Below are 21,856 nucleotides of genomic sequence, written 5' to 3'. Positions count from 1 at the left end.
ATTTCTTCTTAAAAATGTTTGAAACATATTACGGCTCTCTCGTTGCATGTCAAGGTAATGAGAAGGGTTCGGGCTGAGGAAAACGTGAAAAGTGTGAAAACGACTGCTGGTCCTTTCAAAGAAGCTGGAAATATCTCTTGTTGTTGGACGGAGAGCAAAGTGGCGCGCTCGTTTATTGTTGCGGTGGCGGTGGACCCTGCGGCTTCTCCGACATGGGCGGCTTCTCGCTCATCGGGGACTTTTCAGTTCCTGTGCTGGAACCCGAGGTGCACGTGGACGAGATGTGCTTGACGCCGGAAACTTCGATCTGTTCTCCCGACGCAGCGCTGGTTGCGGCGGAAGATGCGCCCGGGGCTTCACCGGAAGCAGTCGCCGTGCCGTGGATTTGGACCTCGTGGCCGACGTGCTTCTCTAACTTGCTGGTATCGCCGGTAAGTTGATAGGTGGTGCCGGACTTGTCAGTCAGCGTGTAACCGCTGCCGGAATGGGAGAGGCAGCCCTGAACGGTGGTCTTTGAGCCGCTACCCTTTGCCGATTGGTCTTGAGAACTCTGGGCGAGCGCATACATACCAAATGCAAGCAGCACCAGAGCGGTAAATGCCAGTTTCTTCATGCGACCTTCTCCGACCCGCCCTGCGTCCAGAGCAGGCCTCATAGTGAATTGCTCGAAGGTGGTGATTCACGGAACTAAGCGGCGGTTGCCAGGGAGAAAACCAGGGTAGGGTCGAAAAGCACTGTTCGGAGAGAATTCAACCACAGGTTTAAAGCGGCGCGACGGATCTCTGCGGTGTGCCGCCGCCCACAAAATGAACGATCTCCAGCCTGTCACCGTCCTTTAAGGAAGTCGACGCCCATTCTGAGCGGGAGACGATGTTGCGATTGAGTTCGACGGCGACACGGTCACCCTTGAGGCCGAGATTTTCGACGAGGTCCGCCAAGGTCGCGAGCTCAATGAAGGTGCGGGATTCGCCATTGATGGTGAGAGTCATAAGGGTGTTCTTCGTCGTTAGTTCTTTGTTCTTCGTCAGGTCCTGTTGAAGCGTTCGCTTGAGGATCTCAAGAGAGATTGTAATCGAGGCGAAAGAGCAGGGGCGGATGTTACTTCGTGAGGCGGAACTTCTTGGTGGCCGTTCTGCCTTGGTGGGTGGCCTGGACGAGGACGGTGGCTTCGGTAACACCCTGGAGGCTGAGCGGCAGCTTAACCTCGCCGCAGCCGTCAGGTTCGGTTTCCGCCTGAGCGAACAAAGGATGGTTCTCCTGGCCGTTGTTGGCGGAGGTCACCTTCGAGATCAGCTTTGCGCCGTTGACGGGCTTGTCGCCTGCGAGAACACGGAACCTCAACTGGAGGGTTTCTCCGGCGAGTACAGGGGCTGAGTTGAGGAATTCGAGAGAGAGAACGGCTGTAACCGGGGCAGGATTCGCGGCGGGAATCTGGATGCCGCACATTTCGGACAAGACTTCGTGCAAGGGTCGAACGCGGGTCAGAGCTTCGTCGATTTGACCGGCGCGAAGGCTCTCGACGGTGTCGCGATGCTGGGATTTGAGCATCTCGTGCATGCGGGCTTCGCTGAACTCGGGATGGCTGATGAGGTCGGCATACGACGACGCTTTCTTGCCGATACAGTGGCCGCGAACGAAGATCTGCGTCTGCAAGAGGCGCTCGTGCTCGCGGGCCTCGCTCTGCACGTGGTAGATCGTGTTGCTGCTCTTGATGTCCGTGTTGAAGCCGAAAATCATCGGGCTAAAGCCCTCGGGATGCCAGTCGAAAGTCTAAAGTCAAAAGTCGGAAGTCTAAGACCAAAGCTTTAAGCTTTCGACTTTCGACTCACGGCCACGCCTTTTCAGCACATTAGAGTTAGTTTTCGACTCATGCAACATACCTTTGGTCAGTGTTCTTCCACGCTATTGTGTGCTGTGGAAAAACATTGTTGCTGATTCGTGAAAACGCCTGATCCTGCGACACTTTGCCAAGTTTCGTATGCTTGACACTATAGTCGTACGAAAACTAAACTCGAATGTTTGCCTCACTATTTCTGGGGCGCATTATACCGTCGCATCTTTATGACTGATAACTATTTCGCCCGCTACATACCGTTACTAATTCACTTCGTCCTGGTCAGCATCATCGCGGGCGCGATGGTCACGCTTTCCTGGTTCATCGGGCAGCACAAGAAGAATCGCGTCAAGATGTCGCCCTATGAGTGCGGCATGCAGCCCGTGGGCGACGTTCGGGGCCGCTTCTCGGTGAAGTTCTACCTCGTGGCCATGTTGTTCATCCTGTTCGACGTGGAAGCTGTGTTCCTGTATCCCTGGGCTATTCGGCTCAAAAAGCTGGGGATGTTCGGCTTCTGGGAGATGATGGTGTACATCGGGATCGTCCTCGCAGGCCTCTTCTATATATGGAAGAAGGGCGCGCTGGATTGGAACAAGCCGACGCGCGGCGAGGTGATGTAACCGATGCCACTCGAGCCCGCAATCACCGAGATAGAAAAGCTGAAAGACAATCCCGCCCTGGCATGCGTGCTGGCGTGGCGTTCCGACGCTGTTGAGAGCGCCAAGTGGGATCGCGAAGAATTTGCCATCACTTTGCAGCGCGAGGCTCTGCGCGAAGCCTGTGCCCTGCTCCGCGACGATCCCCAGACACAGTTCAATTTCCTGGCCGACATTACCTGCGTGGATTGGTATCCGTCGGAACCGCGCTTCGAAGTCGTCTATAACCTGCTTTCGATTTCTCGTAAGGACCGCGTGCGTATCAAGGTTCGGCTGGACGGAAGTGATCCGAACGTGGAGTCGCTGACCAGCCTGTGGCCGGGTGCAAACTTCTTTGAGCGCGAAGTATTCGATCTGTTTGGTGTCCGCTTCAATGGCCATCCCTATCTACGGCGCATCATGATGCCCGACGATTGGGAAGGTCATCCGCTCCGCAAGGACTATCCCGTCGAGGGCTACCGGTAAATATGTCGTCGAACTTGATGCAGAACATTGCCACCGTGGAAGCAGGCGAAGACCGCACGATGGTCCTCAATATGGGACCGCAACATCCGTCGACGCATGGAGTGTTGCGCCTGCTGCTGGAGATCGACGGCGAAACGATCGTGAAGATCGCGCCGGATATCGGATTCCTGCACACCGGGATAGAAAAGACGTACGAGGCCAAGTTCTACCAGCAAGGCATTCCGCTGGCGGACCGCATGGATTACCTGGCACCTTTCTCAAACGAGCTTGGGTTCTGCCTGGCGGTCGAGAAGTTGCTTGGGATGGAGATTCCGGAGCGCGCGGTGTGGATGCGCGTGCTGCTGACCGAACTGACACGTATTAACTCGCACCTGGTGTGGCTAGGAACGCACGCCATGGATATCGGCGCGATGACGGTGTTCCTGTACTGCTTCCGCGAGCGCGAAGAACTGCTGAAGCTCTTTGAGGCAATCGGCGGGCAGCGCATGTTTACCTCGTATTTCCGCGTCGGGGGCCTGGCGATGGAAGCGCCGCTGGATTGGTTCGCGCGGGTGAAGAAGTTCGTCGATACCTTCCCTGAGAAGGTGGACGAGTACGAGGGCCTGCTGACGGGCAATCCGATCTGGCAGCAGCGCACCAAGGGCGTCGCGCATATTTCTGCGGAAGACGTGATCAGGCTGGGCGGCAGTGGTCCGATTCTTCGAGCGAGCGGCGTCGACTGGGATCTGCGCCGCGACATGCCGTATTGCGGATACGAAAAGTTCCAGTTCAAAGTACCGACGCATCCGGACGGCGACGTTTGGGCGCGATACGTTGTGCGTGTCGCCGAACTGCGCGAATCGCAGAAGATCTGCAAGCAGGCGCTGGACGGAATGCCGGGCGGGGCGATCAAGGCCGACGCCCCGAAGATCATCCTTCCGGACCGCGAAAAGATGAAGACGCAGATGGAAGCCCTCATTTATCACTTCAAGATCGTGACTGAGGGCTTCACGGTGCCGCCCGGAGACGTTTACCAGGCGATCGAGTCGCCGCGCGGCGAGATTGGTTTCTACGTCGTGAGCAATGGAACGGCACAGCCGTATCGCGTGCACGTGCGCGCGCCATCGTTTGCGAACCTGGCCCTGCTGCCGGCGATGTGCGAAGGAAAGTTGATCGCGGACGTGGTGGCGGCGATTGGGTCGATTGATATCGTGTTAGGGGACGTGGACCGCTGAGATTGGCAATTGGGTAATTTGTAATTGGTAATTTCCGATGGGACTTACGGCCGAGGAATGGGCATTGTTGCGGAAGAAGCTGATGAATCGCTCTTCTGGCTTGAGATGCTGAGCGAAACCGGAGTCCTAAACATACAACGAGTAGATCCGTTGCTAAAGGAATCAAAAGAACTAACCGCTATTTTTACTGCAGCACTGTATACGACGAAGGCTAGTCGGTAACTGGTTCAATTACCAATTACAAATTGCCTAATTACAAATGTATTTCTCTGAAGAATTCGAAAAGCGTTTCGCCGAAATGAAGACGCACTACCCGACGCAGCGGGCGGTGCTGGTTCCCACGTTGCTCTATGCACAGGATGAAGTTGGCTATCTCTCCGACGAGGTGATCACGGAGATTGCCGGGCGGGTGGGCTTGACGGAGTTGGAAGTTCGCAACGTCATTTCTTATTACTCGATGCTGCGGACGAAGCCGGCCGGCAAGTACAACGTGCAGGTATGCACGAACGTCAGTTGCCTGGTTCGCGGTGGCGAAGAGATTTACGAGCACTGCAAGAAGAAACTCGGCATCGGGCACAAGGGCGTTACGAATGACGGCATGTTCTCCCTGGAAGAGGTCGAGTGCATTGGCGCGTGCTCATGGGCGCCGGCAATGCAGGTGAACTACGACTTCCACGAGAACCTGACGGATGAAAAAGTCGATCAGATTCTGGACGGGTATCGGAAAAAAGGATAGGGGAGAATTTGTGATTGGTAATTTGTAATTTGTAATTTTCGCGTGGGAAGTTGCGGTACTTCAATTACCAATTACCAATTTGAAATTACCAAATGGCTTACTTGGTTTCACATCCTGACGAGGTCAAAGCGATCTCGTGGCGCTGGGGCAAAGGGGCGGAGAACATCGACCGCTACCTCGAACTCGACGGCTATAAGGCAGTGCGCAAAGCCATCGAGATGGGTCCCGAGGCGATCATCAACGAGATGAAAGCCTCGAACCTGCGGGGGCGCGGCGGCGCGGGCTTCCCAACCGGCATGAAGTGGTCGTTCGTCCCGAAAGAGAGCGCCAAGCCGAAGTACATCCTCTGCAACGGTGACGAGTCCGAGCCGGGAACCTGCAAGGACCGGCTGATCTTCGAGCACGATCCGCACTCGGTGATTGAGGGCGTGATGATCGCTGGGCTCGCTGTAGGCGCGAAGAAGGGCTATATCTACCTGCGTGGCGAATATCGCTACCTGTCGGTGATCATGCAGAAGGCGATCGCCGATGCGTATGCCAAAGGATTTCTCGGGAAGAACATCTTCGGCAGCGGGATCGACTTCGATGTTTACTGGCACGGCGGAGCGGGTGCGTACGAGGTTGGCGAAGAGTCGGCGCTGATGGAATCGCTGGAAGGCAAGCGCGGGGTTCCGCGCATTCGGCCTCCCTTCCCTGCTGTCGTCGGACTTTGGGGCGGACCTACGGTCATTAATAATGCCGAGACGCTCGCTTCGGTTCCGCACATCCTCCTGATGGGCGGCCAGAAGTATGCCGAAATTGGCACGCCAAAGAACGGCGGCACGCGGTTGTTCTGCCTGAGCGGCAACGTCGAGAAGCCCGGCGTATATGAGCTCCCGATGGGCTACAACCTGAAGAAGATGATTTATGAGGTCGCCGGGGGGATTTGGAAGGGCCGCAATCTGAAGGCCGTGGTTCCGGGCGGATCGTCGGTTCCCGTGCTGTTGGCGAACGAGATCGACGTTGCGGCCGATTTTGATTCAATGATGAAGGCCGGAACCATGCTTGGTTCTGGTGGCGTCATCGTCATCGACGATCACACCTGCATGGTGAAATTCGCGTTGCGGACCATCAAGTTCTACCAGCACGAAAGCTGCGGATGGTGCATTCCCTGCCGCGAGGGTACCGACTGGCTGAAGAAGACGTTGATTCGGTTCCATGCGGGGGGCGGTATTAAGAAGGATATCGACAACATGGCATATCTCGCCGAGAACATGCTTGGGCGGACGTTCTGTCCGCTGGGCGACGCGGCGGCGATGCCGATTATCGGATTCGTTAAGAAGTTCCGCGAAGAGTTTGAGGCGCACCTGGAAGGCCGGCCCTGTCCCTATGAGGATCACGGCTCGGACGGCGAGATTCCGGTGCTGGCCCAATTGCCGGTTCTGACCAGGTAAGGATTATTAGTGTCTACGAGCCCAACATTGACGGATGAGAAAGGCGTGCTTCGCGCGCGACTGGAAGAGAACGGCGAAAAATGGCTGGCTTCGATTCGCGACGTGAGCGAAGAGCAGGCGCAGTTCTCTCCCGGCGAGGGGCAGTGGAACATCCTGCAGGTAGCCGAACATGTCGCGGTCGCAGAACGTCAGATGCTGGCGATGTGGAAGAAGGTAATGCAGCCGGGAACCTCTCCACGCGAAAAGGATCAGACGATTATCGCCGCTCAGGGCGACCGCAACCAGAAGAGGGAGGCGCCGGAACGATCGTTGCCGATCGGACGATTTTTGCGACTGCGCGACGCCGAAGGGGAGTTTGAGTTGAATCGGCAGAACAGCATCTCGGCGCTGCTCGTTGCCGAAGGATTGCGCGACAAGGTTGTTGAGCATCCGCTGGCTGGGCTCGTGGACGGATACCAGTTGTTCCTGGTGATGGCAATGCATCCGCTGCGCCATGTGTACCAGGTGGAAGAGATCAAGGCCGCTCCGGGATTTCCGGCGGCGAAGTAAAGGCTCACCCTCTCGCCAAAAGAGGGCGAGAAGGATAGGGCACCAAAGATAAGGATTCATGGCTGACGCACCGAAGTTGGTAAACATCACGGTAGACGGTAAGCAACTCAGCGTTCCGGCGGGCACACTGCTGATTGAGGCGTGCAAGAGCGTCGGGATCGAGGTGCCCTCGTTCTGTTACTACCCCGGACTCTCGCTGCAGGGCGCGTGCCGCATGTGCCTGGTCGAGATCGAGAAAATGCCCAAGATGCAGACGGCGTGTACGACGCCGGTGGCCGAGGGCATGGTGGTCCGCACCGAAAGCGAAAAAGTCGTACAGGCGCGCAAGAGCATGCTGGAACTGCTGCTCGCCAACCATCCGCTCGATTGCCCGGTTTGCGACGCGGGCGGTGAATGCGAACTCCAGGACATGACGTTTAAGTACGGCGCCGCGGAGTCGAAGTTCATCGACATCAAGAGCCATCGCGACGAGCAGCAGTGGTCGCCGGTGGTGTACTTCGACAGGCCTCGCTGCATTCTTTGCTATCGCTGCGTGCGCGTTTGCGGCGAAGGCATGGACGTTTGGGCGCTCGGCGTGCAGAACCGTGGGCAGAGTTCGATTATTGCTCCGAACAAAGGCGACCACCTGGAATGCGAAGAGTGCGGCATGTGCATCGACATATGCCCGGTTGGTGCATTGACCAGTGGCTCCTACAGATATAAGACGCGTCCGTGGGAGATGAACCACGTCGGCACCGTGTGTACGCACTGCGGCGACGGATGCCTGACAACCTTGGGCGTGCGGCGCGCCGATACTGGCACGGAGATCGTGCGCGGCGATAACCGCGACAAGAGCGGTATCAATGGCGATTTTCTGTGCGTCAAGGGCCGCTACGCGTTCGACTTCACCAACAGCAAGCAGCGCATCACCACTCCGATGATTCGGAAGGACGGCGAACTGGTACCCTCGACCTGGAACGAGGCGCTGGAACTGGTCGGGCGCACGTTCCGCGAGATCAAGGAGAAGGACGGCGGGAAGGCGTTGGGCGTGATCGGATCGAACCGGACGACCAACGAAGAGAATTACCTATTGCAGAAGTTCGCGCGCGTGGTGCTGGGGACGAACAATATCGACCACCATCGCACCGCGGATTACGCGACGTTCGCGAAAGCGATTTCCGGGAACAAAGCCCAGACAGCGACGATGCGCGATGTCTTCAACGCGCCGGCCGTGCTACTGATCGGCAACGATCCTACGGAGCAGCATCCGCTGCTGGCCTGGCAAATTCGCAACAACGTTCGGCTGCATCGCTCCAAGTTCTACGTGGTGAATTCGCAGCCAATTAAGCTGCGCCGGCAGGCGTCGACCTTCGTGCAGGTTCCGACTGGAGCGGAAGGGGCTTTCGCGAGGTATATTGCTGGCGAAGACGGCGCCGTGGATTCGATCGCGAGCGCTTCCCTTACCCAAGATCAGCTTGCTTCATTGCGCGACAACCTGAAGGGCGAACAGAACCTTGTCGTTATCTTCGGCTCGGAGATTCGCGGCATGGATATCGAGGCGCTGGTGGCGTTCAATCCCGGCGCGAAGTTTGTATGCCTCGGTGATTATGCCAACTCTCGCGGCGCGGCCGACATGGGTCTGCTGCCCGACCTGCTTCCCGGCTATGCACCGATTTCCGGCAACACGGCTTATCACAAGGAGTGGCCATCGATTCCAGCCGAGCGCGGTTTAAGCATCCCCGAGATGTTCGAGGCAGCAAAGGCAGGAAAGCTTAAAGGTTTGTTGGTAGTGGGTTCGAATCCGATCGCACGTTATGGTGTCGATCCCTATGTGCTCCACGGGTCCTTCGTTGTGGTACAGGATATGTTTTTGACCGAGACAGCGATGGCCGCGGACGTTGTGCTTCCGGTGCTGAACGCGTATGAGAAGTCCGGCACGTTTACGAATACCTGCGGCGATCTCCAGAAGTTGAAGAAGGCCGGGGAGACGAGTTCGGCAAAGAGCGATTTCGAAATTGTCGTGCGGATTGCACTGGCGATGGGCTTCGATGTTCACGGGTTAGTTGCTTTCGGCCACGGAACGCGGGCCGATATGGGGCAGTCGCGTGGCGCGCAATCGGGTGAGGCCGATCGTCACGCGGTCTGGCTCGATGCGCACGGGTTGGAACCGAAGATGTCGCCCTTCGATGCGATGGCGGTGCTGGATGAGATTCAACGCCTCGTTCCGGGTTACGACGTGTCGCGCATCAACCTGCTCTCCGGAAACGATGAGCCCACTAAATTGGTTCAGATCGATTTAGGCAACTACCAGTCGCGCACGGATCTTGTAGTCCCGTCCAACGACAGTCTATTCACCTCCGGAACCCTCGGGCGCTACTCGAATACACTGAACTCGGTAATCGAGAGCAAGATGCCGGACGCGAAGGCGCCGACGGATTCGGAAGTGATGGCGGATTAACGAAGGTTCAAGGTACAAGCTACAAGGTACAAGAGGTCAGCTAAGTCTCTCAGATTCGGCGGCACCCTCTTGCACCTTGAACCTTGCACCTGGCACCCCAAGGATTCAATGACCAACGCAATTACATTCATACTGACGGCCATCGTGAAAATCCTGATCACGATCTTCGTGCTGCTGACGGCAGTCGCATATACGGTCTGGCTGGAACGCAAGGTCGTGGGCCGGATGCAGAACCGATGGGGTCCTTCGCGCGTGGGCCCGTTCGGACTACTGCAGCCGCTGGCTGACGGCTTGAAGTTCATCTTCAAGGAAGACCTCACGCCACCGTACGTCCACCAATTCATTTACATCCTCGCGCCGATGCTCGCGGTCGTGATGGCGCTTACGGCAATTGCACTTGTACCGATTGGACCGGCGATTACCTTTGGTGGCGTTACTACGCCGATTCAGATTACCGGTGTAATGAATGCCCAGGGACACAGCACCGATATCGGAATCGGGCTGCTGATCCTGCTTGGGATTACATCGATCAGCGTTTACGGCGTGTCTCTGGCGGGCTGGTCGTCGAACAGCAAGTACTCACTCCTGGGTTCGCTTCGCGCGAGCGCGCAGATGGTGAGCTATGAGATCGCGCTTGGGCTTTCGCTCGTAGGGGTATTGATTACTTCCGGCACGTTCAGCCTGCGGAAGATCGTCGAGCAGCAACAAGGTGCGTTCTGGCACTGGAACATTTTCGGGCATTGGCAGTTTATTGCTTTCTTCATTTACATCATGGCGGCCTACGCGGAGACGAACCGGATTCCCTTCGATCTGCCCGAGGCGGAGACCGAGCTTGTCGCGGGGTATCACACCGAATACAGCTCGATGAAGTTCGCGATGTTCTTCATGGCCGAATACGCGAACATGATTACCGTCGCCTGCGTGGCGTCGGTGATCTTTCTCGGCGGATGGAGCGGCCCAGTTTGGGGACCGCCACTGGCACAATCGCTGATTCCGATTTTCTGGTTCCTGCTGCGGGTGTTCTTCTTCATTTTCCTTTACATCTGGATTCGCGGCACGCTGCCGCGATTCCGTTATGACCAGTTGATGGGCTTCGGCTGGAAATTCCTGCTGCCGTTGGCCATCGCGAACATCGTGATTACCGCGTTCGTCGTCGCGGTGAAGGGCTAATCGATGTTGCACCTGATACTGTTTCTGATCTTCGCGGCGTTCTGTGCCGGTGGCGCGCTGAACATGCTGATACAGCGCCACCCGATCAACAGCGCCCTGTCACTGATCGTCGTGATGGTTTCCCTGGCGATGCTCTACCTGCTGCTGGGCGCTGAATTCGTTGCGGCCATCCAGGTTATCGTTTACGCCGGCGCCATCATGGTGTTGTTCGTCTTCGTCATTATGTTGCTGAATGCAGGCGAGGAAGAGCACACGAAGGGCTCGCGCGTCGCGCTTATGTTTGGCTTCCCTGCCCTGCTGGTCGCCGCGGGCGTCGTGGCGTACACACTGGCACTGCGCAGCGGAAAGCTCCCACGGCTCGCTATCGGGCAGGTGCACGGCACCGCAGAAGCAATAAGCGACCTGCTCTTCACGAAATTCCTGCTGCCGTTTGAAGTCACCTCGGTACTGATACTGATCGCGATTATGGGTGCGGTTCTGCTGGCGAGGAAGGGAGGAACCGAATAATGGTTCCCCTGGTCTGGTACCTGTTGCTGAGCGCGTTCCTGTTCGCCTGCGGCGTGTGCGGATTCCTGATCAAACGCAACATCATCTCGATCTTCATGTCGATTGAGCTGATGTTGAATGCCGTGAACCTATCGTTCATCGCCTTCTCCGCGCACTGGAGCGTCATCAAGGGACAGCCGCTGCTCAGCGGCAATATTTTCGTATTCTTTGTTATGGTCGTCGCGGCAGCCGAAGCGACGGTCGGACTCGCAATCATCATTGCTATTTTCCGGACGCGTGAAACACTGAACGTCGACCGCGTGAACCTTTTGAAATTATGACCTCACATTTCTGGGCATATTTGTGGATCATCCCCCTGCTGCCGGCGGCGGGTGCAGCCCTCAACGGCCTGTTGGGCAAACGGTTTTCGAAGCCGGTTGTGAATGCGATCGCGCTCGGCTCAACAGGGCTGGCGTTTGCATGGGCGTTGAGAGTTGCTATCGGATTCCTGGCGGGCGGATCGCAGCCGATTGCAGAACACTACGGAACCTGGATCCGCGCGGGCGCGTTCTCGGCGAGCTTCGGGCTCTATCTCGATCAGCTCTCGATGGTCATGCTGCTGGTTGTGACCGGGGTTGGATTCCTGATCCACATCTACTCTGTCGGGTACATGGCGCATGAGGGCGGGTATTACCGGTTCTTCTCGTATCTGAACCTGTTCATGTTCTTCATGCTCACGCTGGTGCTGGCGGACAATTACCTGCTTATGTTCGTCGGCTGGGAGGGCGTGGGCCTGGCGTCCTACCTGCTGATCGGGTTCTATTTCCTGCGGCAGTCGGCGGCGAATGCGGGCAAGAAGGCGTTCATCACGAACCGGGTTGGCGATTTCGGATTCCTGATCGCCCTCTTCCTGCTGATCAAACACTTTGGAACTCTGCAGTACGGAGATGTTTTCCAGCAGGTGGCGCAGAGGTTCCCCGGAGCGGAAGCCGCACCCGGATTGCTGACGGCGATCGCGATCCTGATGATGGTGGGTGCTGCCGGAAAATCGGCGCAGATTCCGCTGTATGTCTGGCTGCCGGATGCCATGGAAGGTCCGACCCCAGTCTCTGCACTGATCCATGCGGCGACGATGGTAACGGCCGGCGTCTACATGGTTGCGCGTTCGAATCCGATCTTCAGCCGGTCACCAGAGGCGTTGGCGGTAGTGGCAGTGATCGGCGCGGTGACGGCACTGTTCGCGGCAACGATCGGCATTGCGCAAACGGACATAAAGCGTGTGCTGGCGTATTCAACGATCTCGCAACTCGGCTATATGTTCCTGGCGTGCGGAGTGGCCGCGTACTCGGCCGGCATTTTCCACCTTATGACGCATGCGTTCTTCAAAGGACTGCTCTTCCTCGGCGCCGGTTCGGTGATACATGGCGTCGGCGGCGAGCAAGATATGCGGAACATGGGCGGGCTCAGAAAGTACATGCCTTGGACTTTCGGCGTGATGTTTGTCGCAACGTGCGCGATTTCAGGAATCCCGGGCTTTGCCGGATTCTTTTCGAAGGACGAAATCCTTTGGCAGGCATACAGCAGTCCGCACGGCAGTTGGGCGCTGTGGCTGGTCGGCGTGATCACGGCGTTCATTACCAGCTTCTACATGTTCCGCCTGCTCTTCATGACCTTCTGGGGTGAGTACCGCGGACCGCTTGGAGCGGCACACCTCACGCATGAAACTCAGCCGCACGGAACTCACGGTTCCACCGAACACGCGCAGCATACGCATCAAGTTCCAATAGGCGGACAGCAGACGGTTGCACATGCGCCCAGCACGGATGAATCGGCGCATCACGGAACGCCGCACGAGAGTCCGTGGGTGATGCTTGCGCCGCTGGTTGTTCTTGCCGTTCTCTCTATTGTGGGCGGGTGGATCGGCATTGGAAACAGATTTGAGAACTTCCTGACGCCGGTTGTCGGGCAAGCGCAGGCCGGCTTAGCGACACCAGCAGCAGGCGTTGAAGCGGCAACCGGCCACGAATCAGCGGCGGAAAATGAAAGCGAAAAGACAACGGAATCTGCACTGATGTGGACGTCTATTTTCCTGGCGTTTGCGGGCGCGGGCCTAGCGTGGCTCCTGTATGTCAAGCGGCGCGATCTGCCCACGAAGATTTCTGACAAGCTCGGCGGCGTGTACGCGGCGGTATTGAATAAGTATTACGTAGACGAACTGTATTACAACGTCATCATCCACCCGCTGGTGCAGGGCTCGACGAAAGTCCTGTGGCGCGGAGTGGATGCCGGACTGATCGATGGGAGCGTGAACAACGCCGCTATCGGCGCGCAACACGCTTCCGATAATGTCCGCCACATGCAATCCGGCAACATTCGCTCGTATGCCGGATGGGTCGCCACGGGAGCGGCGGCGATACTTCTCTACATGATCTGGATGGGAACGCGATGAGCAGCCTAGAGAATTTGAACCATATCATCCTCACGCTCGTGACGTTCTTGCCCGCTGCGGGCGCGGTATTGCTATTGTTCTTCCCGCGGCGCGATCGCGACATTCGGTGGTTCGCCCTTGGCATCTCGATCATCACATTCTTTGTTTCTCTGCACTTGCCGGCGCGGTTTGTTGCGCATCAGCCTGGCTTCCAGTTCGAGCAGAACGTGCAATGGATCAGCACACCGAATATTCACTACCACCTGGGCATCGACGGTATCTCCATGTGGCTGGTGGTACTGACCACTCTTCTGGTGCCCTTCTGTGTCATGATTTCGTGGCACTCGATTCACGAGCGGGTGAAGGAATTCTTCATTCTGCTGCTGCTGCTTGAGTCGGCCATGATCGGCGTCTTCATGGCGCTGGACCTCTTCCTGTTCTACTTCTTCTGGGAAGCGACGCTGATACCGATGGCCCTACTCATCGGAATGTACGGCCACGAGCGGCGGATTTATGCGGCGGTAAAGTTCTTCCTGTACACGATGATTGCCTCGGTCTTCATGCTGGCCGCGATCTTGTGGCTGTACGCGAAGACTGGGACATTCGAGTTCACTAAATTGCAGCAGATGATCCAGGCTGGACAGGTTCCAGGATTCGCTGGGGCGGCGACGCTTCTCTTCCTCGGCTTCTTCATCGCCTTTGCCGTCAAAGTTCCGCTCTTCCCCCTGCACACGTGGTTGCCGGACGCGCACGTGGAAGCGCCAACCGCCGGTTCCGTCCTGCTCGCCGGCGTTCTACTGAAGATGGGTACGTACGGCCTGTTGCGATTCAACCTCGGACTATTCCCCGAGCAGTCGCGGCAAAACCAGGGTTGGATCATCGCGCTAGCTATTGTGGGTATTATCTACGGCGCGCTCGTCGCGATGGTTCAGCCGAACATGAAGAAACTGATCGCGTATTCGTCGGTCAGCCACCTGGGCTTTGTCGTACTCGGCATCTTCAGCTTCACCCAGTTGGGGATCGATGGCGCGGTGTACCAGATGCTGAACCACGGCATCTCGACCGGCGCATTGTTCATCCTCGCTGGCATCATCTACGAGCGCCGCCACACTTACGATCTGAAGCAGTACGGCGGACTGGCGACGCCAATGCCGGTGTACGCGACGTTCTTCCTCATCATTACGCTGTCGTCGATCGGTCTGCCGCTTATGAACGGATTCGTCGGCGAGTTCCTGGTTCTGAGCGGTGCATTCCAGGCGAAGGCGATTTTCGGAATCCTGGCGGCGAGCGGAGTGATCTGGTCAGCCTGCTACATGTTGTGGATGTATCAGAGAGTCTTCTACGGAAATGTTACGGTCCCGGTGAATAATTCCCTTCCCGATCTTGATAACCGCGAACGGACGACGTTGTGGCCACTCGCACTGCTGGCCCTCGTTATGGGCATCTGGCCGGCTGCATGGATGAACTCCATCGACGCGGCCGTAACCAGAAGCGTACAGCAGGTGATAGGAGCACCGGTGCAAGCAAGGAATGGACCCGTGGCAATCGGCGCCGCCGGGAGTGGCGCGGTGAAAACTGTCGCGGAGGTGAATGGACGATGAATCCGATTCCTTCCGTCGATTACATCCGTATACTGCCTGAGATTGTACTGACCGTGTTCGGCACAATCGTCATGATGATTGATCCTCTGCTGGACGACCACAACGATCGCAAGTCGCTGGGAATCGTATCGGCGATCGGCGTGCTTTGCGCGATCGGGGCAACGCTATTCCAGGCACAGCCGCAATACCATGGCGATGGTTTCTTCCAGATGGTCCGCGTCGATGCCTTCAGCATCTTCTTCCACATGGTTGTGCTGATAGTCGCGCTGGCCGCTATCCTGATGTCGTTCGAGTACCTTTCAGTACAGCATCTGAAGCACGGCGAATATTACGGCCTGATCCTCTTCGGCGCCGTCGGTATGGGCCTGATGTCGTCGGCTATTGAACTGGTCCTGATCTTCATCGCTTTGGAGATCTCGTCGATTTCAACCTACATCCTCGCCGGGTTTCGGCGGAAGCACGCAGAGAGTACCGAATCGTCTATTAAATATTTCCTGCTGGGATCGTTCGCGACCGGGTTCTTCCTATACGGTGTGGCGCTGATGTTCGGCGCTACAGGTTCCACGCAAATCGATACCATCGCAGCCGCGCTTAAGCAGAACACGCCGGCGCTGGCATATGTCGCAATGGCGCTGATGTTCGTGGGACTGGGATTCAAGGTTGCCGCCGTGCCGTTCCAGACGTGGACGCCCGACGTGTACGAAGGCGCGCCTGCCCCGGTGGTCGGATTCATGTCCACGGCACCGAAGGCGGCTGCCTTTGCGGTGCTTCTGCGAGTTCTATTCGGAACCGGAGCGCCGGGGTGGTTCTGGTTCATCTGGGTGGCAGCGGCCCTTTCAATGACGATTGGTAACCTGGGCGCACTGGTTCAGTCGAATGTGAAGCGTCTGCTGGCTTATTCATCCATCGCCCATGCCGGGTATCTGCTCGTCGCTTTTGCGGCGGTGAAAGATATGGAAAACGGCATCTCTGCGGCGATGTTCTACGCGGCGTCGTACGCTGCGATGAACGTTGGGGCATTCGCCGTGATCAGCCATTTTGCCAGCGCCGGAGAAAAGTACGTCCAGGTCGACGACTACGCGGGACTGGGGCGTCGCGCGCCCGTGCTGGCGGCGATCTTGACGGTCTTCCTGCTATCGCTGATTGGAATTCCAGTCACGGGCGGGTTCTTCGCGAAATTCTATGTGTTCAGCGCGGCATTGAAGTCCAGCCTGGTCTGGCTGACGATCATCGGGGTTGTGAACAGCGCGATAGGGGCTTACTACTACCTTCGCGTGATCGTCATGATGTACATGCGCGAACCGAAGACGGATGCGCCCGTCCCGGGGATCCCGTTCGGACTTGGAGCTGCGCTTACGATCAGCCTCGCGTTTACGATCTACCTCGGCGTTCTGCCGAACCGCGTGTTGGGATACGCATTGCAGTCGGCCAGGGACCTGCTTCACTGACTGGCTGGTTATTGACTGACAGCGACTGGCGTCAACGGGAGCGCGTGCTTTTCACTCTGTTGCGCGCGCCAGGTCCCGTCGTAGAAATACGGCCAGTGCGACGAAGAAAACGATAATCGCGTAGACGATCGTTGCCGCACTTGAGGTTCGCAACCCGGGGGCCGCGGAACCCTCGAAGTCTCTCACGGTTTTTGTCACAAGCAGAGCCACGGGCGCCAAATAAATGAGCTTGGGCGCAAACTGAATGGCGATCAGGGGAATCGCCGTAAGCAGGCCAATCGTCGCCGTTGTTGCGAAAATCGGCGGCACAAGCAAACCGAAAAATAGTCCCACGGTCTCCACTGCCACGGTCGCGACGAGTACGTTTACTGCAAAGTGCGCAATGCCATGGATCGGGTATCCGGCCCGGGTTGACAATACCACACCCAGAACCGAGACCGCCGCGCAATAGACGGCGATCGCTGATGTGATTCCGACCAACACTCCCAGCAGATAATGCCAACGTTCGACCGCCTTGGAAAGAATGGAAGGAAGGCGTCGTGTACGCATGTCGGTATTCACGGCCGAGGTCGAGAGAAACATTCCGAACAGCACGGCAAACCACATCTGCTGCTCGACGAAGAAGCGCGCATCTTCGTAGTTCGAGCGGTGGACGACGGCGGCCATCATGGAACTCATGAAGAGCACGTAGCCGAACATGGTCAACAGGATCCAGCGCTGGTCGCGAAGGTGGTTGCCGGCAATGAGGAGCACGTTCCTCATTGTTTCGACTCCGGCCCGGACGCGGCCAGGCGCAGAAACATCTCCTCAAGGCTTTCGCGCACCGGATTGATGCTGACCACTTCCCCGCCCGCGGACCATATGCGCTCGATAATTTCGCGCTGACGTGCGCGCTCGACCTCGAGCACGAGAAAACCGTTTTGCGACGTCGCACCGGAAAACATCTCTTCTCCAACTCCCCGCGCGACGACAGAGCATCGGTCGGCATTCTCCAGCAGTTCGGAGATTGTGCCGACCCGCACCAACTCTCCCTTGCGCAGAATACCTATACGGTCACAGACGGCTTCGACCTCGGAAAGCAAATGAGAGCTCACGAAAACCGTCTTGCCGGCGCGTTTCAACTCCAGTAGAAGTTCGCGGACCATTACGCGCGCGACAGGGTCGAGCGCCGAAGTCGGTTCGTCGAGAATCAGCAGATCGGGGTTATTGACGATGGCCTGCGCGAGGCCGACTCTCTGTTGCATACCGCGCGAGAGTTTCATGGTGATGCGGTTGCTGGCGTCCGATAGTCCGAGGCGGTCGATAGCGATTCGTGCGGCGCGGCGTGGCTGGGGAACCTTGTTCAGACGCGCATAAAAGTCGATCAGTTCCACAACTCTACGATTGTGAAGCGCAAGATTTTCCGCCAGGAAGCCAACGCGGCTGCGCGTGGGTGCGTCTCCGAATTCCTGCCCGAGCATTCGGCCTCGACCGGCGGTGGGATGCATGAAGCCCATGGCGAGATGAATGGCTGTCGTTTTGCCGGCGCCGTTGGGCCCGAGAAAGCCGAATATCTCACCCGGCTGGACGGCGAGGGAGAAGTCGTGGAGCGCACGAAGACGCCGGCGACGAAAACCCACACGGTAATCCTTCGTCACGTGTTGATACAGCAACACCGGCTCAGTCATTCGAGAATAGGGGGATACCTATTAGATGTCAGAAGCGGCTGAGGGCGCCACTAGTGTGTTGTGAGAGCCCGGAACGCAGATAACTGATTTATTTAAGCAATACTTAAGCATTTTAAAGCAACCTACAGAAAACAATAGAGCCCCGGATGTTCTCCGGGGCTCTTCTTGCAAACGAGTATTTAGACAGCTGGGACCTTGAGGAAGATCATGACCCAGATGAACAGCACGAGCGACTCGACGAATGCGAGACCGAGAATGAGCGCGAGCTGAATGCCGGGGCGGGCAGCAGGGTTGCGGGCGAGGCCTTCGCAGGCCGATGAGGCGACCATTCCCTGGCCGATGGCGGCGCAGGCCACAGCAATGCCGAGACCGATCGCGGCGAGTGCCCAGCTTCCGACTCCGGTGTTACCGGCGTTGGTCGTAGCGGCGGCACCTTGTGCAAATGCAGGCATGGCGGCAAACGCGAATGCCATGACGACTAGAACGAGTTTACGCATTGGTATTTCTCTCCTATAAATCGCCGCCAGTTGGTGGTTGACGTTCCATCCTGGGGGACGGATGCCCTCACGCTGTAACGGCGGAAAACTGTACTGCTTCTTAGTGCTCGTGGGCCGTTGCCTCCGCGATGTAAACCATCGGCAGGAGGACAAAAATATAGGCCTGGACGAACGCTACCATCGCGTGCAGACCGATGAACGCGATAGGCAGACCGAGCGGAATGAGCGAGAAGAACGCCATCGTCACCATTTCGCCGGCGAACATGTTGGCGAAAAGACGGATGGTGAGCGACATTACGCGTGCCAGGTGACTGAAAATTTCAATTGGGAAAATGAGGAATGCGAGCCACCATACGGGGCCGAAGAAGTGCAGGAAGTAGCGGAACCCGTTCATCTTCAGGCCAACGACGTGGTAGTAGACCCAGCTTACGAGAGCGCAACCAAACGGAACGTAGGGAAAGCTGGTGGGCGACTCAAAGGCGGGTACAAGTCCTATCAGATTCGAGAACAGAATGAAGATTCCGAGCGCTGCGAGATAGGAGTCGTACTTCTTGTGGTGATGTCCGATGATCTCGCGTCCCTGGTCGGCAATGAAGCTGTGAATCCCCTCAAAGAGATGCTGGATGAAGTTCGGTTTGTCGACCGACAAGGTGACTCGCAGCAGGACAAAGAGCAGGAGCGCGAAGAGAAAGACAAAAATCTGCATCGCAACGAAGTTAGCGATGGGTGCCTGCGGATGCGCCACGTGAATGCCTAGCGCCGCAAGCATGCTGTTTACAGGGCCAGCGAGCAGCTGATTGAGCAGAGCTGTGAAAGGAAGCTGATGCATTTAAATCTTCAGGTAAACGGTAAATTAGAGTCCGCGTCGGAGGGCGGTGAAACCTTCGTATCCGGCCTCGAACATCATGGCCGGAACGGGCATGCACAGACCCACCAGGAAGCCCGGTAGACTCCCCGGCCAACTTAGAAATATAGCATACCCGGCCAATCCTACCAATAAGATACGGGAGATGAAGCGGAAGACGATGGCTGTTCCCTTCTCTCGCGAGTGACCCACGACGATGCGCTCGCCGAGAGCGTTTACGGCCGATACCAGGGAGTGAAAATTCCAGTAAGCGAGCGCAGCGCCCACGAAGAAGGCTAACCCGGAATGAAACCCATACACGGCGAAGCAGGCGAAGGTGCCTGCTATCCCAAGAACGAGAGTTCCGCGCGTTATCCGTTGGATCGCAGCACCGTAGAACCGTTCGGCGGGTGAGTCGGGATCTGGCGGTGGCCCCGGGGTGTCGTCTGGCGCGAAATCTGGGCCGGCTTCAGTCTTGTTCGTCATCGCTTCGCAGGGCCATACGAATCATCGAGACGAACCCGGAGATCACACCGAAGATGACCCCGGCGACAACGATCCATTTCGTGTGCAGCCAGTAGTCGAGGCCGGTGCCGACCAGGTATCCGAGCAGGACCGCGGCCGGGAGAATGAACCCAATCTCGGAGTATCGAACGAGCGTGACCAGCGGGTTCTGTTTTTCTTGGGCCATGGGGAGAGATTACCGCAGTCAGACTCAGCAGTCACCATTCAGGTGTAGAGTGGCCGAAATAGAACAAGGCGCAAGGAGTCTTTCCCGGAGACTTCCTGCGCCTTAGCTTGGGTTCTGCTATCTGACCGCCTGCGCGATGCTGGTTACGTTTCCGGCCGCGCTCAGAGACCAGTTGACGAACTGCATGAAGGCGTTCGGGAAGACACCGATTCCGATCGTCCCCAAGGCCGTTACTGCCAGGGCCGTGGTCATGCCAGGCGTGAGGTGGATGGGTTCGGCATCGGCCGCCTGCTTCATGAACATGGCGTTGGCAACGCGCATGTAGTAGTAGAGCGCGACCACCGCGTAGAGGACGCCAACGGAAGCCAGCACGTAATGCCCGGTCTCCATGAGGCTGAGGAAGATGAAGTACTTGCCCCAGAAGCCCGCCAGCGGCGGAATGCCGGCCAGCGACAGCAGGAAGAAGAGCATGAGGACGGCTTCGACCGGACGCTTGAAGTAGAGGCCCGCGATGTCGTCGATCTCGTCGCCAATTATGTTGCGCCGCCGGAGCGAGGTGATGACCGCAAACGCGCCGAGGTTCATAAAGGCGTATACGAGCAGGTAGAAGAGAATGCCGCGAATGCCCGTCTGGTTACGAATATTGTCGCTGGCAACGAGGCCGAGCAGCATGTAGCCAACGTGCGCGATGGATGAGTACGCCAGGAGGCGCTTGAGGTTGGTCTGCGTAATCGCCGCAAGGTTTCCGCCGGTGAGGGTGGCAAGCGAGACGAAAACGAGCAGCGGCATGTAGAGGCTGCGGATGGGGTAGAAGCCGAACAAGAAAACACGGAGCAGCAGCGCCCATCCGGCGGCCTTCACGGCCACAGACATAAACCCAGTGATGCTGGTCGGCGCGCCTTCGTAGGCATCCGGCGCCCACTGGTGGAACGGAACGGCGGCGATCTTGAAAAGCAGTCCGGTTGCGGTCGTCAGCAGGGCGACGATGATGATGGGATCGTGCGGATTCTGGGCGAAACGATCCTGCAGTTTTTCGGCGATCACGCCCAAGTTTGTCGAACCGGAGAGCCCGTAGAGCAGTGACAGTCCGTAGGCAAAAATGCCAGACGAGAATGCTCCCAGCAGCAGGTACTTCAGGGCGGCTTCATTCGAACGCTGATCGCGCCGCAGGAACCCGACGAGCACATAAGTCGAGATAGCCATGAGTTCCAGGCCGATGAAGAGAAGAACGATGTCGTAGCCGCTGGCCATGCACATCATGCCGACGACGGAGAACAGCATGAGGGCGTAGAACTCGCCGTGGTCCTCGCGCTCGATTTCCAGGTAACGGACGGAGATCAAGATGGCGACCGCGGTACCGAGCAGGAAGAGGTAGTAGAAGTAGATCGCGAAACGGTCGAGCGCCATTGCCGGGTGGCCGAGACTGTCGATGAAGCCCGGGAACATATTGATGACAACGTCGGCCTTCTCAGCGCGCAGGAATTGCAGGTGTAGCTTTACCGTGGCGGCGAACGCGAAGGCCACACCACCGAGCGCCGTGAGGGCATTGATACGCTTCCATTGTTTAGGGAGCACGAGATCGATGATGAGGATGCCGAGCGCAAACAGCGTCAGCATGATCATCGGGAGCGATAACGCATAGTTCACCGCGTACTCACTGTTGTGCGCCAGAATCGAACTCAACCATCCGGTCACGATCG

General features: G+C 57.4%; 23 protein-coding genes. 13 read left to right on the top strand and 10 right to left on the bottom strand.

Going from position 1 to position 21,856, the window contains the following annotated elements; genetic code table 11:
• Positions 1-172: 172 nt before the first annotated feature.
• From ROO76_18480 to ROO76_18470, 3 genes are all read right to left on the bottom strand, one after another.
• Positions 173-613 carry a DUF5818 domain-containing protein gene (locus ROO76_18480; protein MDT8070157.1) on the bottom strand — a complete coding sequence of 147 codons (441 nt, stop codon included), beginning with the start codon at positions 611-613 and terminating at the stop codon, positions 173-175.
• A gap of 148 nt (positions 614-761) precedes the next feature.
• Positions 762-989, bottom strand: coding sequence for a sulfur carrier protein ThiS (thiS, locus tag ROO76_18475; GenBank protein ID MDT8070156.1), 228 nt, complete (start codon positions 987-989; stop codon positions 762-764).
• A 109-nt stretch (positions 990-1,098) separates the two neighbouring features.
• Entirely contained in the window at positions 1,099-1,737 is a 639-nt protein-coding gene (locus ROO76_18470; protein ID MDT8070155.1) for a hypothetical protein, read from the bottom strand.
• Positions 1,738-2,061: 324 nt separating this feature from the next.
• Between ROO76_18470 and ndhC the strand changes: the two genes are divergently transcribed.
• The 13 genes from ndhC (at position 2,062) to ROO76_18405 (ending at position 16,457) form a co-directional block, all read left to right on the top strand.
• Positions 2,062-2,454 (top strand): NADH-quinone oxidoreductase subunit A, encoded by a 393-nt coding sequence (gene ndhC, locus ROO76_18465; GenBank protein ID MDT8070154.1) that lies wholly within the window; start codon positions 2,062-2,064, stop codon positions 2,452-2,454.
• 3 nt (positions 2,455-2,457) lie between these two features.
• Complete coding sequence (locus ROO76_18460) at positions 2,458-2,955, top strand: NADH-quinone oxidoreductase subunit C (protein ID MDT8070153.1); 498 nt, start codon at positions 2,458-2,460, stop codon at positions 2,953-2,955.
• A 2-nt stretch (positions 2,956-2,957) separates the two neighbouring features.
• Positions 2,958-4,169, top strand: a complete 1,212-nt coding sequence (gene nuoD, locus ROO76_18455; protein ID MDT8070152.1) for an NADH dehydrogenase (quinone) subunit D — start codon at positions 2,958-2,960, stop codon at positions 4,167-4,169.
• A 259-nt stretch (positions 4,170-4,428) separates the two neighbouring features.
• Positions 4,429-4,905, top strand: coding sequence for an NAD(P)H-dependent oxidoreductase subunit E (locus tag ROO76_18450; GenBank protein ID MDT8070151.1), 477 nt, complete (start codon positions 4,429-4,431; stop codon positions 4,903-4,905).
• A 92-nt stretch (positions 4,906-4,997) separates the two neighbouring features.
• Positions 4,998-6,338 (top strand): NADH-quinone oxidoreductase subunit NuoF, encoded by a 1,341-nt coding sequence (nuoF, locus tag ROO76_18445; GenBank protein ID MDT8070150.1) that lies wholly within the window; start codon positions 4,998-5,000, stop codon positions 6,336-6,338.
• Positions 6,339-6,347: 9 nt separating this feature from the next.
• Complete coding sequence (locus ROO76_18440) at positions 6,348-6,887, top strand: DinB family protein (protein ID MDT8070149.1); 540 nt, start codon at positions 6,348-6,350, stop codon at positions 6,885-6,887.
• A gap of 58 nt (positions 6,888-6,945) precedes the next feature.
• Positions 6,946-9,324: an NADH-quinone oxidoreductase subunit NuoG gene (gene nuoG / locus ROO76_18435; protein ID MDT8070148.1), complete on the top strand. Its 2,379-nt coding sequence runs from the start codon at positions 6,946-6,948 to the stop codon at positions 9,322-9,324.
• 108 nt (positions 9,325-9,432) lie between these two features.
• A complete protein-coding gene (nuoH, locus tag ROO76_18430) occupies positions 9,433-10,494 on the top strand; it encodes an NADH-quinone oxidoreductase subunit NuoH (GenBank protein MDT8070147.1) in 1,062 nt (353 codons plus the stop codon).
• A 3-nt stretch (positions 10,495-10,497) separates the two neighbouring features.
• On the top strand, positions 10,498-11,001 hold the full coding sequence (locus ROO76_18425; protein ID MDT8070146.1) for an NADH-quinone oxidoreductase subunit J: 504 nt from the start codon (positions 10,498-10,500) through the stop codon (positions 10,999-11,001).
• A complete protein-coding gene (gene nuoK / locus ROO76_18420; GenBank protein MDT8070145.1) occupies positions 11,001-11,321 on the top strand; it encodes an NADH-quinone oxidoreductase subunit NuoK in 321 nt (106 codons plus the stop codon). Before ROO76_18425 ends, nuoK begins: the two co-directional genes overlap by 1 nt.
• Positions 11,318-13,429 (top strand): NADH-quinone oxidoreductase subunit L, encoded by a 2,112-nt coding sequence (gene nuoL, locus ROO76_18415; GenBank protein MDT8070144.1) that lies wholly within the window; start codon positions 11,318-11,320, stop codon positions 13,427-13,429. Before nuoK ends, nuoL begins: the two co-directional genes overlap by 4 nt.
• Positions 13,426-15,009 (top strand): NADH-quinone oxidoreductase subunit M, encoded by a 1,584-nt coding sequence (locus ROO76_18410; protein ID MDT8070143.1) that lies wholly within the window; start codon positions 13,426-13,428, stop codon positions 15,007-15,009. The genes nuoL and ROO76_18410 overlap by 4 nt, the downstream gene beginning before the upstream one ends.
• Positions 15,006-16,457 (top strand): NADH-quinone oxidoreductase subunit N, encoded by a 1,452-nt coding sequence (locus ROO76_18405; protein MDT8070142.1) that lies wholly within the window; start codon positions 15,006-15,008, stop codon positions 16,455-16,457. Before ROO76_18410 ends, ROO76_18405 begins: the two co-directional genes overlap by 4 nt.
• Before the next feature lie 51 nt (positions 16,458-16,508).
• Here ROO76_18405 and ROO76_18400 read toward each other — a convergent pair whose 3' ends face one another.
• From ROO76_18400 to ROO76_18370, 7 genes are all read right to left on the bottom strand, one after another.
• Entirely contained in the window at positions 16,509-17,219 is a 711-nt protein-coding gene (locus ROO76_18400; protein MDT8070141.1) for a hypothetical protein, read from the bottom strand.
• On the bottom strand, positions 17,216-18,124 hold the full coding sequence (locus ROO76_18395; protein MDT8070140.1) for an ABC transporter ATP-binding protein: 909 nt from the start codon (positions 18,122-18,124) through the stop codon (positions 17,216-17,218). Before ROO76_18395 ends, ROO76_18400 begins: the two co-directional genes overlap by 4 nt.
• 179 nt (positions 18,125-18,303) lie before the next feature.
• A complete protein-coding gene (locus ROO76_18390; protein MDT8070139.1) occupies positions 18,304-18,621 on the bottom strand; it encodes an ATP synthase F0 subunit C in 318 nt (105 codons plus the stop codon).
• A gap of 100 nt (positions 18,622-18,721) precedes the next feature.
• Entirely contained in the window at positions 18,722-19,450 is a 729-nt protein-coding gene (gene atpB / locus ROO76_18385; GenBank protein ID MDT8070138.1) for a F0F1 ATP synthase subunit A, read from the bottom strand.
• Between the two features lie 24 nt (positions 19,451-19,474).
• Entirely contained in the window at positions 19,475-19,951 is a 477-nt protein-coding gene (locus tag ROO76_18380) for an ATP synthase subunit I (GenBank protein MDT8070137.1), read from the bottom strand.
• Positions 19,935-20,156, bottom strand: a complete 222-nt coding sequence (locus ROO76_18375) for an AtpZ/AtpI family protein (protein MDT8070136.1) — start codon at positions 20,154-20,156, stop codon at positions 19,935-19,937. The genes ROO76_18380 and ROO76_18375 overlap by 17 nt, the downstream gene beginning before the upstream one ends.
• A gap of 117 nt (positions 20,157-20,273) precedes the next feature.
• Positions 20,274-21,851 carry an NADH-quinone oxidoreductase subunit N gene (locus tag ROO76_18370; protein ID MDT8070135.1) on the bottom strand — a complete coding sequence of 526 codons (1,578 nt, stop codon included), beginning with the start codon at positions 21,849-21,851 and terminating at the stop codon, positions 20,274-20,276.
• Positions 21,852-21,856 lie beyond the last annotated feature (5 nt).

The sequence above is a fragment of the Terriglobia bacterium genome, from assembly GCA_032252755.1.
Taxonomy (GTDB): Bacteria; Acidobacteriota; Terriglobia; order Terriglobales; family Acidobacteriaceae; genus JAVUPY01.
This window is presented reverse-complemented; position numbering and strand designations above follow the sequence as displayed.